Origin of the sequence: Halorussus aquaticus, assembly GCF_024218795.1 — an archaeon.
In the GTDB taxonomy this organism is placed as follows: domain Archaea; phylum Halobacteriota; class Halobacteria; order Halobacteriales; family Haladaptataceae; genus Halorussus; species Halorussus aquaticus.
The window spans coordinates 1195645-1208807 of the sequence record NZ_CP100400.1; the positions used below are offsets into that span (position 1 = coordinate 1195645).

At 66.6% G+C, this 13163-nt stretch carries 12 protein-coding genes; 5 read left to right on the top strand and 7 right to left on the bottom strand.

What is annotated here, in order from left to right:
• Positions 1-19 precede the first annotated feature (19 nt).
• The 3 genes from NGM06_RS06215 to NGM06_RS06225 all read right to left on the bottom strand — a co-directional run bounded on the left by NGM06_RS06215 (position 20) and on the right by NGM06_RS06225 (position 2381).
• The gene (locus tag NGM06_RS06215; RefSeq protein ID WP_254269445.1) at positions 20-385 is read right to left on the bottom strand and encodes a hypothetical protein; all 366 of its coding nucleotides are present in this window, start codon (positions 383-385) and stop codon (positions 20-22) included.
• A gap of 130 nt (positions 386-515) precedes the next feature.
• Positions 516-1148, bottom strand: coding sequence for a rubrerythrin family protein (locus NGM06_RS06220; RefSeq protein WP_254269446.1), 633 nt, complete (start codon positions 1146-1148; stop codon positions 516-518).
• Positions 1149-1514: 366 nt separating this feature from the next.
• Positions 1515-2381 carry a sulfurtransferase gene (locus NGM06_RS06225; protein WP_254269447.1) on the bottom strand — a complete coding sequence of 289 codons (867 nt, stop codon included), beginning with the start codon at positions 2379-2381 and terminating at the stop codon, positions 1515-1517.
• Positions 2382-2635: 254 nt separating this feature from the next.
• Here NGM06_RS06225 and NGM06_RS06230 point away from each other — a divergent pair, with 254 nt between their 5' ends.
• Positions 2636-3418, top strand: coding sequence for a sulfurtransferase (locus NGM06_RS06230; RefSeq protein WP_254269448.1), 783 nt, complete (start codon positions 2636-2638; stop codon positions 3416-3418).
• Positions 3419-3424: 6 nt separating this feature from the next.
• On the opposite strand, the gene NGM06_RS06235 is transcribed toward NGM06_RS06230, so the two are convergent.
• A complete protein-coding gene (locus NGM06_RS06235; protein WP_254269449.1) occupies positions 3425-6097 on the bottom strand; it encodes a PAS domain S-box protein in 2673 nt (890 codons plus the stop codon).
• Between the two features lie 71 nt (positions 6098-6168).
• Positions 6169-7173: an AI-2E family transporter gene (locus NGM06_RS06240; RefSeq protein ID WP_254269450.1), complete on the bottom strand. Its 1005-nt coding sequence runs from the start codon at positions 7171-7173 to the stop codon at positions 6169-6171.
• A gap of 103 nt (positions 7174-7276) precedes the next feature.
• Between NGM06_RS06240 and NGM06_RS06245 the strand changes: the two genes are divergently transcribed.
• The 4 genes from NGM06_RS06245 (at position 7277) to NGM06_RS06260 (ending at position 12611) form a co-directional block, all read left to right on the top strand.
• Positions 7277-8422 (top strand): thiamine ABC transporter substrate-binding protein, encoded by a 1146-nt coding sequence (locus tag NGM06_RS06245; protein WP_254269451.1) that lies wholly within the window; start codon positions 7277-7279, stop codon positions 8420-8422.
• Positions 8423-8492: 70 nt separating this feature from the next.
• Positions 8493-10373, top strand: coding sequence for an ABC transporter permease (locus NGM06_RS06250; protein WP_379793584.1), 1881 nt, complete (start codon positions 8493-8495; stop codon positions 10371-10373).
• Between the two features lie 121 nt (positions 10374-10494).
• Complete coding sequence (locus NGM06_RS06255) at positions 10495-11571, top strand: ABC transporter ATP-binding protein (RefSeq protein WP_254269452.1); 1077 nt, start codon at positions 10495-10497, stop codon at positions 11569-11571.
• A 62-nt stretch (positions 11572-11633) separates the two neighbouring features.
• Positions 11634-12611: a methyl-accepting chemotaxis protein gene (locus NGM06_RS06260; protein WP_254269453.1), complete on the top strand. Its 978-nt coding sequence runs from the start codon at positions 11634-11636 to the stop codon at positions 12609-12611.
• Between the two features lie 17 nt (positions 12612-12628).
• Here the strand turns inward: NGM06_RS06260 and NGM06_RS06265 are convergent, their stop codons facing one another.
• Both NGM06_RS06265 and NGM06_RS06270 read right to left on the bottom strand, forming a co-directional pair.
• Positions 12629-12868: a hypothetical protein gene (locus NGM06_RS06265; protein WP_254269454.1), complete on the bottom strand. Its 240-nt coding sequence runs from the start codon at positions 12866-12868 to the stop codon at positions 12629-12631.
• A complete protein-coding gene (locus NGM06_RS06270; protein ID WP_254269455.1) occupies positions 12865-13032 on the bottom strand; it encodes a hypothetical protein in 168 nt (55 codons plus the stop codon). The genes NGM06_RS06265 and NGM06_RS06270 overlap by 4 nt, the downstream gene beginning before the upstream one ends.
• Positions 13033-13163 lie beyond the last annotated feature (131 nt).

Here is a 13163-nt window from a genome sequence, read left to right on the forward strand (position 1 = left end):
GGTTACCGAGAGACCGCCGTCACTCCCGCGCCCACTCCATCGCGTCGTCGAAACTCGACGTCGTCGTCGTCTCGACGCCATCTATCTCCTTGATGGAACTCGCGACGGCCATCTTCTTGATGCCCTCCGAGACCATCGCCCACTTCGTGATACCGTAGGTTTTGCCGACGCGTGCGGCCTCGGCCGCCTTCTCGTACACGCCCTCGTGTAACGCGTCGTCCATCTGGACGAACGAGATGTGCGACGTCACGCCGTCTCTCGCGGCGAGTTCTTCGAAGCGTTCGTTGACCTTCGCGAACTCCTCCTCGTCCGCTGGCATCCCTTCGGGGAACTTCGCGACCAAGACGTTCTCTTCGGTGTATAGCTCCCAGTCTGAACCTGTCACGTTACGAGCGAGACGCGGGTATCCTGATTAAGTCTCGTATTCCGGCACGTTTCTCTAGTAAATTGGGGGTCGAACGGGAAAATATCAAAATATTGCTAGAGTAAATCGGACGCTGGCCGATAGGAATGCGTCAACAGACCGGCTTCGGATTCACGCCCATCCCTTCTAGCGTCTCGGTGTACTCCTCGTAGGCCGCCTGAATCGCACCGCTGGCGGCCTCCAGCGCGGCGTCACGGTCCTCGTCGCTCTCGCAGACCGACTCCAGAAGTTCCCTCCCGCGCTCCAGTTGCCCGTCTAGGTCGTCGCCCAAATCGCGGAACAGTTGGGCGGTCTGCGGGTCGGCCTGCCCGACGAAGAAACCGACCATCTGCTCTTTGGACTTCTCGCTGGCGAGCGTCCGCCCGAGGAAGCCGCCGACGCGGCGGGGGTCGTCCTCGACGCCGCGGAGGTACTCGTGAATCGCGGGCACCTCGCTCGGTTCGTGGTCCTCGTCGAGTTTCGCCACGACCTGCTCGTAGTGGTCGCGCTCCTGCTCGGCGAACTCCTCGAAGGCGTCGCGGACCTGCTGGTCGCTCGCCTCGTCGTCGGCCCACTGCTGGAACGTCTCGCTGGCGGCGTACTCGGCCTCCGCGGCGGCGCGGAACACGGTCTCCGGTTCCATTTCGCCCTCGGTCTCGGCGTAGAGCGACTTCGAGGACCCGAGTCGCGAGAGCGCGGTCTCGTTCTCGTCACGGACGGTGTCGAGGAACTCGTCGGCGTTCATGTCCCGGTCTACGGACACCAGTCGCTTGTAAGTAGCGTCTGCGGCGAAACGTCGGAGCGGTCGAGGAGTACGACCTGCTCCGCAGACGATGGAAGGGAATGGTAGAAGCCGGGCGTGTCGCCCATCTGGTAGATGTCGCGTAAATTCCTTCGTCTTTGGCCCGAACACGTGCGGTCGGTCGCCGTCGGACCGAGAGCGTACGGTCCCAGACGATGTCCGGAAAGAAAACCGACGTCGAAAATCGTTCGCCACTGCCAGTCTCAGCGGAAAGTACGTTACCTCGCGGCCTGTCGGCACGCTCGGCCGCTACTCGCCGCTACCAGCGTCAGAGCCGAGGAGGAGTCGCTCGCGCTGAAACGCTCGCTCCTACTCGCCGCTGCCGGTCTCGATGGGGGCGTCCACGAGGTTGCCCCACTCGGTCCACGACCCGTCGTAGTTGACGGTGTCGTCGTAGCCGAGCAGTTCGTGGAGCGCGAACCACGCGACCGAGGAGCGCTCGCCGATGCGGCAGTAGGCGACGGTGGTGCCCTCGCCGTCGATGCCCTCCTCGCTGTAGAGGTCCGCGAGTTCGTCGCGGGTCTTGAACGTGCCGTCCTCGTTAGTGACCGCGGCCCACGAGATGTTCTTCGCGCCGGGGATGTGGCCGCCGCGCTGGGCGGTCTCCTGGAGTCCCGGCGGGGCGAGGACCTCGCCGCTGTACTCCTCGGGCGACCGAACGTCCACGAGCGGAACGCCGCGGTCGATGGCCTTCTCCACGTCGTCGCGGTACGCGCGGATGGACTCGCGCGGACCGCCGGCGTCGTAGCTCTGCTCGGAGAACTCGGGCACTTCGTCGGTTGTCTCGTAGTCGTTGTCGAGCCAGTACTCGCGGCCGCCGTCGAGCAGGCGCACGTCGTCGTGGCCGTAGTACTTGAACTGCCAGTAGGCGTAGGCCGCGAACCAGTTCGAGTTGTCACCGTAGAGGACGACCGTCGAGTCCTCGGTGATGCCGTGGCTCCCGAGCAGGTCCTCGAAGTCGCCCTTCTCGAGGATGTCGCGCTGGGTCTGGTCCTGCAACTGGGTCTCCCAGTTGAAGCCGATAGCGCCCGGCGCGTGGGCCTCGTCGTAGGCTTCGGTGTCTACGTCGACTTCCACGAGTCGGTACTCGGGGTCGTCGCTCTGGAACTCGTCGAGGTGATTCTCCACCCAATCGGCGGAGACGAGAACGTCGTTTGCGTACTCTGAGTTGCTCATAACCGTCTAGTACTACACGTCCTTCGGTTATATTCTCTTTACTTACGGTAGGTAACGCCTTCTGTCGTCTTTACCGGAAACTGTTGCCGGTTGTCGCTCCCGCCCGAGAAGTATCCTCGAACTGATACAGTCACCGGCGCGAACGCTCTGGACCGCCGCGCCGGGAACCGGCAACTCCTTCCGGTAGCTGTGAGTTCGGGCGAGAGACGACCGAACCCGGGTGCATTTACTCTCCGCACGTCTACGTCCCGGGCATGAACGAGAACGTCGTAGTGAGCGCCGAGTGGCTCGCGGACCACCTCGACGACGTGACGGTGGTGGACGTGCGCGACGCGTGGGAGTACGACGGCATCGGCCACGTCCCCGGCGCGGTCAGCACCCCCTTCGACGAGTTCCGGAGCGACACCGACGAGAGCGAGGGGATGTTGCCCGGCGCAGACGCGTGGGCCGACCTGCTGGGCGCGGCGGGCGTCACCGCCGACGACACGGTCGTCGCCTACGACGACACCCACGGCGTGTTCGCGGCGCGGTTCCTCGTGACCGCGGAACTGTACGGACACACCGACCTCCACCTGCTCGACGGCGACTTCAGTTCGTGGATGCGCGAGTACGAGACGAGCAGCGACGCGCCCGAAGTCGAACCCGCTGACTACGAGGTTCGGGACCCGACCGACTCGCCGCTGGTGGACCACGAGGACGTCGAGGCGGCCATCGAGGACTCGGACAGCGTCATCGTGGACACCCGCGACGACTGGGAGTACGAGGAGGGCCACGTCCCCGGCGCGGTCAACCTCGACTGGAAAGAACTCGTGGACGACGAGACCCGCGGGCTGAAATTCCGCGACGAACTGGCGGAGATTCTGGGCGCACACGGCATCACGCCCGACAAGCGGGTGGTCCTCTACTGCAACACCGCCCGGCGCATCAGCCACACCTACGTCGTCCTCTCGTCGCTGGGATACGACGATGTGGGGTTCTACGAGGGGAGTCTGACCGAGTGGGAGACGGTCGGCGGCCCCATCGAGACGGGGCCGTGAACCCGGTCAGCGACTCGACTCGCCCGCTGTGACGTTCGTGAACTCGAACCGCGCGCCGCCGTCTTCGCTCTCGGTCACCGCGCACTCCCACCCGTACACGTCGGCTAACTCTCGCACGAACGCCAGTCCCAGTCCCGTCCCTCCCTCCTCGGCGGCGGTCGTGTAGCCGACTTCGAACACGGCGTCGCGTTCGTCGGCCGGGATACCGCGCCCGTCGTCTGCCACGTAGAACCCCGACGGGAGTTCGCCGACCGTAATCGTGACGCCCCTTCCGCCGTGCTCTACCGCATTCTCGAAGAGGTTCTGGAACATGTGTCGGACGTACGTCTCGTCGGCCCGTATCGTGCCGCCGAGTGCGACGTCGAGCGTCGCGTCGTGGTCGTCTACCTCGTCCCACGCCTCTCGCGCCACGTCCGCGAGTCGGACCACGCTGTCCTCGTCCACCACTTCGCGGCCCCGCGCTAACACCAACAGCACGTCTATCATGTCCTCGATGCGGTCGAACGCCTCCGTGACGTACTCGACCGCCTCGGAGTCGGTCCCGGTCCGCAACTGCTGGCCGTAAATCTGGCCGATAGTGACGGGGTTGCGGAGTTCGTGCGCGAGCATGCTGGCGAAGCTATCGAGGCGGTCGTTCTGCTCCTGCAGGCGGCGTTCGCGGTCAGTTCGCTTGAGCGCGGCCTCCGCCGTCGCCGCGACCAGTTCCACGAGGCTCTGCATGTCGTCGTCGAACGTCTCCTGCTCCGTCGCGGCGACGGTGAGGACGCCGTAGTCACCGAGCGGAACTATCATCCTCCGGCGCGCGCCCGTCCGTCCCGCCGGGACGCCAGCGTCGGCGAAGCGCGTCTCGCCGTCTCTGAAACTCGTCCGGACGGGCGAGTCCGTCCCGTCGGTGAGCGATACCGACTGTTCGAGTTCTGACTCGGCCTCGAACGACGAACTCGTCGGTTCGAGGACGTCCTCGTCGGCGTCGAAGGAGTACACCACCGCGTCGGCCAGCGCGATGTCGCCCGTGAGGGTCTCGACGATGATGTCGCCGATCTCGGTCGGCGTCTCCGTCTGGAGCAACTCGCGAGTCGATTCCTGCAGTGCGGTGAGCGTCTGCTCGCGCTCCTTGCGCCGAATCGCGGCGATAGCGTGGCTGATGGTCTCGCCCAGTTCGCTCATCACGGCGACTTCGCGTTCGTCGAAGGCCGACTCGCTGTCCGCGTACACCGTCAGGATGCCGTACTCGACCTCCTCGTACTGGAGCGGGACCGTCACCGCCGACCCGTACCCCTCCCCGAGCGAGGCGTCTCGCCACGGTTCGCCCGCGAGGTCGTTCTGCAACCGCTGGACCGGTTGGACCGACTTCGTCCGGAGCGCCGTCGCCCCGACGCCGCGCTCGGTATCCTCGGCGGTCCCGGCGTCCGCGGTCCGAATCGCGTCGAGGTACTCGTCGGTGACCCCCGCCCACGTTCTGGGCGTTATCTCCTCGTGGTCCTCCGCGTATTCGGCGGTCCACGCGGCCGAATACGTGTCCGACGCGGCCAGTCGGTCGCACACCTCCTGTTCTATCTCCTCGCGCGAGGTGGCCGTGACCAGCGCTTGGTCGATGTCCCGGATGACCGCGTTTATCTGGTCGAGTTCGTCCAACTCGTCGCGCTGCTGGCGGAGTCGCTGTTCGTACTCGTGGCGCTCGGTCATGTCGCGGGTGACCTTCGCGAACCCGCGGAGGTTCCCGTCGTCGTCGTGGAGGGCGGTGATGGTGACGTTGGCCCAGAACGTCTTCCCGTCCTTGCGGACGCGCTCGCCTTCGTCCTCGATACGGCCGTCTTCGACCGCGGCCGCGAGATTCCTCTCGGGGCGACCGTCCTCGCGGTCGTCCTCGGTGTAGAACGTCGAGAAGTGTTGCCCGACGATTTCGTCCTCCTCGTACCCTTTCAACTCCCTCGCGCCCTCGTTCCACGTCTGGACGATTCCGTCGGAGTCGAGCAGGAAGATGGCGTAGTCTTTCACCTCGCGCACGAGCGTCTCGAACCGCTCTTTCTGCTCGCGGAGTCGCTGTTCGTACTCGTGTCGCTCGGTCATGTCGCGAGTGACTTTGACGAATCCGCGGAGGTCGCCGTCGTCGTCCCGAATCGACGTGATGGTGACGTTGGCCCAGAACGTCCCCCCGTCCTTCCGGAGACGCCACCCCTCGTCCTCGGTGCGCCCGTTCTCCTTCGCCGCTTCGAGGTTCCGGTCGGGGACGCCCGCCTCGCGGTCGTTCTCGGTGTAGAACGTCGAGAAGTGTTGCCCGATGATTTCGTCCTCTTCGTACCCCTTCAGTTGTTCCGCGCCCTCGTTCCACGTCTGAACGCGACCGTCGGGGTCGAGGACGAAGATGGCGTAGTCGGTGACCGACTCGACGAGTTCCCGAAACTGCGCCCGTTCGAGTTTGGACTCGCTGCTCGACCGAACGGCGGACGATTTCGCGGTCGGTCGCCACCAGATTCGTTCGTCCCTCCCCACCGCTCTGGTTTCGAGTTCTCCGCGGTCGGCCAGTTCTTCGAGTTTGTCGAGGGCCGTGGCCTCCGTGCAGTCCAACACGTCAGCGACCTCCGCCGTGGTCAGCGGTCGCCCGGGCGTGTCTCCCTGCGTGAACACGGTCCGCGTCTCGTCGAGCGTGTGCTGCGGCGGCGGCCCTGACGTTCCCATGTCCCGTAGTAGAGCGCTGTACGCTTAAAAGAATCTCTCTACGAGGCGTTGCGTCGATGCCTCGGCGCGTGCTACTCGGTCCGCGCGTGGCCGTGCCCGTTGACCTCGGCGGCGAGCAACTCGGTGGCCTCCGCGAGGAGCGCGACCACCAGCGGTCCCGCGATGAACCCGATCGGACCGACGCTGAGCAGACCGCCGGTGAACCCGATGAAGTAGAGGCTCCCCGGGAGGTTGGCCGTCTGGCGCGCCAGACGCGTCCGGATGACCGCGTCCGGGAGCCATCCGACGACGACCCCACCGAGGACGAGGACCAGCACCGCCCCCACCACGTCGTTGGCAGTCACGCGGTAGACCGCCAGCAGGACGACCAGAAACGACGGGCCGACGATGGGCAGGAACTGGAGGAACCCCGCTACCAGCGCGAGCGTGAAGACGAACTCGTAGCCCAGCACGTAGAAGACCGGAAGCGCGACGAGGAAGGTGCCCACGGCCGTCGCGGCCTGCAGTACGTAGATGGCCGAGAGCGTCTCCCGGGTGCGCTCGTGTAGCGCGGCCACGACGTCCCTGTAGGCGTGCGGAATCGGCGCGAGCAGGGCACGGCGCGCCTCCCGACGTCGCACCAGCAGTGCGAACACCAACAGCGCGAACAGCGTCCCCTTGAGGGCCAGCACCGGAGCGAGTCGCGCCAGTGCTATCACTCCGGCCCCGAGGTACGTGCGGGCGAGTTCCGTCAGGACCCCGGCGTCGATGGTGTACGCCGCCCCGAGTAGTTCGACGGTGAAACTCTCGGGGAGTCCGAGCAGGAACCGGAGCAGGTCGTCCCGTCGCCGGTAGACCAGAAAGCCGAACGACGCGAAGAACAGGAGGACGCCGACGAACGCGACGGCGGTCGAGGCGGCGCTGGCCCACCACGACGGCATCCCGCGCTCGACGAAGCGCTGGTGAAGCGGTACGAGGACGTACGCCACCGTGACGGCGAAGAAGACGGTGCCGAGAACGTCGAACAGCACTGCGGCGGAGAGCAGGCCTAGCAGCACGAGGACGCCTGCTAACACCCATTGTCGCCGAGCGGACATACTCCGCACGTCGAACCCGCGTGTCAAAGTCTTTCGGCTATCGACAGCGCGCCCTCGGCACGGATGACGCCAATTAAGTATCACCGGCTGTAACCACCGGGTAATGAAACGACGAACGGTGCTCAAGAGCGGCGCGGCGACGACGCTTGTCGGTCTCGCCGGGTGTGTGGGTGGCGGCGAGAGCGAACAGGCGACGACCACTACGGAGACGGAGACGCAGACGACGACCGAGGAGACGACCACCGAGACCACGACGCAGAACGAGTTGAGCGGGACGCTGAAGGTGGCGACCTACAGTTCGTTCGTGGACGCGCCGAGTTCCTCGCCGGGCGCGTGGCTCAAGAACACCTTCGAGGAGCGCCACCCCGACGTGACCGTCGAGTGGGAGACGCCCGAGAACGAACTCAACTACTACATCCAGCGCGCCTCGCAGGGCGTCGATATCGGCACCGACGTGTACGTCGGCCTCAACGTGGACCACCTCATCCGCATCGACGAGAAACTCGGCCAGAAGCGCCTGTTCGACCCCGTGGCCGACGGCCTCTCGCACTACGGCCACGTGAAGGAGGGTCTCAAGTTCGACCCGCAGAACAGGGCGATTCCCTACGACACGGGGTACATCAGCCTCGTCTACGACGGCAACGAGATACAGAAACCCCCCGAGACCTTTCAGGACCTGCTGAAGGACCGCTATCGGGGTGACCTCATCGTCCAGAACGCCAAGACCGCCGCCACGGGCCGGGCGTTCCTGCTGTGGACGGTCAACACCGTCGGGGAGGACCAGTACCTCGACTACTGGAAGAAACTCGACGACAACGGCGTCACGATTCTGGGGTCGTGGAGCGACGCCTACACCGCCTACGAGAACGGCGAGGCCCCGATGGTGGTCTCGTACTCGACCGACCAAGTGTACGCGAACCGTCAAGACAAGGACCTGTCGAAGCATCAGGTCGGCTTCCTGAACGACCAGGGGTACGCCAACCCCGAGGGGATGGCGAAGTTCGCGGACACCGACAACCCGGACCTCGCCGAGGCGTTCATGGACTTCCTGCTCTCGAAGCGGGCCCAGAAGAAGATAGCCCAACTCAACGTCCAGTTCCCCGCGACCGACTGGGCACCGCTCAGCGACGAGTTCGAGAAGTACGCCAAGGTACCCGAGAACCCCGTCACGTTCACCTACGAGGAACTGCAGGGGAACGTGGACGAGTGGGTGGACCAGTGGGCGCGCCAGATAGCGGGCGGGTCGTAAGCGGCGCGTGACCCGAGGCGGCGGACCCGGAGACGGGGTCGGCGGGGACGCGTCCGAAGACGATGTCGGCGTGGACGCGACTGCAGACGGAAGTCGTGAGGCGCTCGCGGACGGGAGTGGCGACGCCGCCGAACGCGCCGACCGCTCCGGAACGCCCCGCTCCGCCGACCCTCGCGGGACGCCGCGCCGGGCCGCATCGGCCCGGTGGTTCGAACGTCACGCCATCGGTCTCCTCGGAGTCGCGACTGCGCTCGTCCTCGCGGTCGTCTTCTACTATCCGGTCCTCACGGTGTTCGCCGACGCGGTCCGGGTCGGCGGCGAGTGGACCCCGGACGTGGTCGCCGACGTGCTGACCGACCCGTTCTACTTCGGCGCGCTCGCGCCGGTTTTCGCCGGGGAGTTCGGCGACGTGGCGGCGGTCGCCGCCGACACGCCCCTCGGCCTGTTCGGGTTCACCGCGTATCAGGCGCTCCTCTCGACGATAGCGAGCGTCCTGCTCGGCCTGCCCGGTGCCTACGTCCTCTCGCGCTACGAGTTCCCCGGCAGGCGGACGCTCCGGTCGCTGACCATCCTCCCGTTCGTGATGCCCTCCATCATGGTCGCCATCGGCTTCGTCGCCTTCTTCGGCACGAACGGCCCGCTGAACGACCTGCTCGCGGCGCTCGGGGTCGGCCGCGTGAACCTGCTGTTCACGCTCGAAGCCATCGTGGTCGCCCACGCCTTCTACAACGCGCCGCTGGTCGCCCGCGTCACGACGGCGGCGTGGGAGAGCGTGGACGCCCGGATGGTCGAGACCGCTCGGTCGCTCGGCGCGAACCCGTGGCGCGCGTTCCGGGACGTGCTGGCCCCACAACTCCTGCCCGCGGTGCTGACGGGCGCGCTCCTGACGTTCGTCTTCACGTTCATGTCGTTCCCCATCGTGCTGGCGCTCGGCGGGTTCCGACTCGCTACGGTCGAGGTGTGGGTCTACTCGCTGGTGCAGGAGTTGGAGTACGCAGAGGCCGCGACGCTCGCGGTGGCAGAGACCGTCGTCTCGCTGGCGCTGACCTACGCCTACCTCCGGTACGAGGCGCGCCAGTCGGGCGGCGGCCGGGCCGCGAACCCGCCGCCCCGCAAGCGACTCCTCCCCGAGTCGCCCTCGGCGCTCGCCGCGCTCGAACGCGCGGGCGTCGTCGCCTACGCGCTCGTGGTCGCCGTGGTGTTCGTCGGCCCGATAGCGACCATGGTGACCGAGAGCCTGACCGGTCCGAACGGTATCACCCTCCAGTACTACCAGTTCCTCGTCCAGCGACAGGTCGAGGGGGCGTCGTTCCAGACCAAACCCGGCGTCGCGGTCCGCAACTCCCTCCTGTTCGGCGTCGCCGCCCTGCTGGTCGCGCTCCCGATGGGCGTCACCGTCTCGGTCCTCACCTCGCGGGGCGGCGAGCGCGGCAGACTCGCGGACGCCGCGGCGATGGCCCCGCTCGCGGTCAGCGGCGTCGTCGTCGGTCTCGGGATGCTCCGGGGTCTCGTCTTCGGCGTCGAACTGTTCGGCCACCGCCTGCAGGTCACCGGTCCGGTCGCCATCGTCGCGGCCCACGCCGTCGCGGCCTACCCCTTCGTGGTCCGGAACGTCTCGCCCCTGCTGGCGGGCGTGGACCGCTCGGTCGTGGAGTCGGCGCGGGCGCTCGGCGCGACCCGCGTCCGGGCGTTGCTCGACGTGGAACTGCCACTCGTGGCGTCCGGCGTCGCGGCCGGGGCCGCCTTCGCCTTCGCAATCAGCATCGGCGAGTTCGATTCGACGGTGATTTTGGCCACCGGGAGCAGTAGCTACACGATGCCAGTCGCCGTCGAGCGCTACATCGGCAACCGTACTCTCGGTCCGGCCACCGCGATGGGGACGGTCCTGCTCGTCGTCACCAGCCTCAGTTTCGTCGTCGTGGACCGACTCGGTGGGAGGTGGGAGGCGTGAGACGCTCCCCGAGCGCCGAAGGCCTCCGGAGTCGTGGGAGGCGTGAGACGGTCGGTACGACCGTCGAAGGTCTCCCGAAGCGAGGCGGCGCAAGCCACGAACGCCGCCGGAGGTGGGAGCCGTGACTGACCTGCGATTGGACGGCATCTCGAAGTCGTTCGACGGCGTGACCGCCCTGCGGGACGTGAGCCTCGACGTGGACGACGGCGAGTTCTTCACGCTCGTCGGTCCCTCGGGGTGCGGGAAGACGACCACGCTCAGAGCCATCGCCGGGTTCGAGTCGCCCGACGAGGGCGAGGTCCGATTCGGCGGGCGGGAGATGACCGGCGTTCCCCCGGAGGACCGCGACGTGGGCATCGTCTTCCAGAACTACGCGCTGTTCTCGCACATGACCGTGGGCGAGAACGTCGGCTACGGCCTGCGATTCCGGGAGCCACCCGGCGGGCAGTCGAAGGCGGCCCGCGTGGCCGACCTGCTCGAACTGGTGGACCTGCCGGGGTTCGAGGACCGCGCCCCGGGCGAACTCTCGGGCGGACAGCGCCAGCGCGTCGCGCTGGCGCGGGCGCTCGCGCCCGGCCCGGACGTCCTCCTGCTCGACGAACCGATGAGCGCGCTCGACGCCAGACTCCGCCAGACCCTCCGGACGCAGGTCAAGGCCATCCAGTCGGAGTTGGGGATTACGACCGTCTACGTCACCCACGATCAGGAGGAGGCCCTCGCGGTGAGCGACAGGGTCGCGGTGATGAACGACGGCCGCGTCGAGCAGGTCGGTCGGCCCGAGGACGTGTACCGCCGCCCGGACACCCGGTTCGTCGCCGAGTTCCTCGGCGAGAACAACGTCTTCGCGGGCGAGACCGACGACGGAGCGGTCCGCGTCGGCGGGGCCTCCTTCCACCTCGGCCTCGACGCCCCGGACGGGCGCGAGGTCGTCTTCTGCGTCCGCCCGGAGCATCTGGTCCGCGACGCCAATCGAAACGCCTTCGAGGCGAACGTGGAGACCGTCGAGTTCCTCGGCGAGTCGTTCCGCGTGCATCTGGACTGGCGGGGCCGGGACGTGACCCTCCGGATGGCCGAGCGACCCGAAGCCGAACGCCTGCTGGTCGGGTTCGACCCCGAGGACGCACACGTCGTTTCAGGAAGTAGGCAGGAACGCGAGGTTATCGACGGGGCTTCCGATAGCACCTCCGAACCGTCGTAAACTTCTAACGAGTTTTATCAGGTTCAACTACGTTTACTAATAATGCCCCTTAAGCGGAGAGCGTGACCAACCCCGACGAAGCGCTCGGAGACGACGCGGCACGCGCACAGGACCTCGACGAGGACGTGTCGTTAGAGACGGAGGTCGAAGAGATAGAGCAGAACGTCCAGGCCGACGCCGACTACGACCGGGAAGCGGCCAGCGAGATACAGACCTCACTCGCGGAACTGCAGGATTCCTCGGAGAGCATCGCCGAACGCACCCACGAGATTACCGCACTCGCTCGGGAGCAGTCCCAAGGGATGTCACAGGTCTCGGAGGAAGTCTCCGACCTGAGCGCCGCAGTCGAGGAGATAGCGTCCTCCTCCGAGGAGGTCGCGAGCGCCAGTAAGGAGGCCAACCGACAGGCCGAACAGGGACAGGAGGCCGCCGCCGAGGCGGGCGAGACGATGGCCGAGATACAGGAGGCCGCCGAGAGCGTGACGCAGGACGTCCAGACCATCCGCGAGAGCGTCCGGGAGATAGACGCCATCATCGACGTCATCAACGACATCGCCGAGCAGACCAACCTGCTCGCGCTCAACGCCAACATCGAGGCCGCTCGCGCCAGCGACGGCGGCGACGGCTTCGCGGTCGTGGCGGACGAGATCAAGGACCTCGCGGAGGAGTCACAGGAGCAGGCCGACGAAATCGAGACGAAGGTCGACGAGATTCAGTCCAACACCGAGAACGCGGTCGAGAGTCTCGAAGAGAGCAACTCGCGCATCGACGAGGGAATCGAGACCGTCGAGTCGGCCGTCGGGAGCCTCGACGAAATCGCCGTCTCGGTCCGCGAAGTGGACCAAGGTATCGAGGAAGTCGCGTCCGCCACCGACCAGCAGGCAGCGAGTACCGAGGAGATAGCCGCCATGGTCGACCAGACCACCGGCAACGCCGAGGACATCGCCGACCGCACCGACAGCATCGCCGCCCAACTCGACGACCAGACCGACCAAGTGTCCGACATCAACCGACAGGTAGACGAACTCGTCGAGGACTGACCGGAGTACGAACGGGGTTAGCTTTCGGCGGAATCACTGTCGCGGGGGAAGCAGTTCGTGCAGTCGTCGTAGAAGACCGTCTGGCGCGGCGTGAGTTTCCGCCACTCGGCGTCGTCCCGGTGGAGGAACGCGCGACACGCGGGTTCGTCGCCGGTCTCGTCGGGCCGGTGGCGCTTCTTCGTGGTCGGCGACGGACTGACGACGTAGTACCCCTCGGCGTCTCCGACGCCGTCGCGCGTGTCGCGTTCCGCGCTCATCGCCAGTCCTCCAGTTCGACGGTACTCGCCGGTGGGGCGTTTATCCACTCGTGGCTCTCGTCGGGGTTGTACAGGACGAGTTCCGGGTTCCCGTCGCTGTTGGTACGCTCGTACGCCTCGATTCGGTCGGGGGTGTCGTCGGTCGGGGTGGCGCGTGGCTTCATGGTCGAGTCCCTCCCGTCTGAACGGGACGACTGAGTTACGAATTGTCGTCTCGTGGGGTTAAAAGCGAGCCATGGGCGCGGTGAAAGTGAAACTGGACGAGGCGGCCGACTGCGAGTACGCGAGAAGCGGT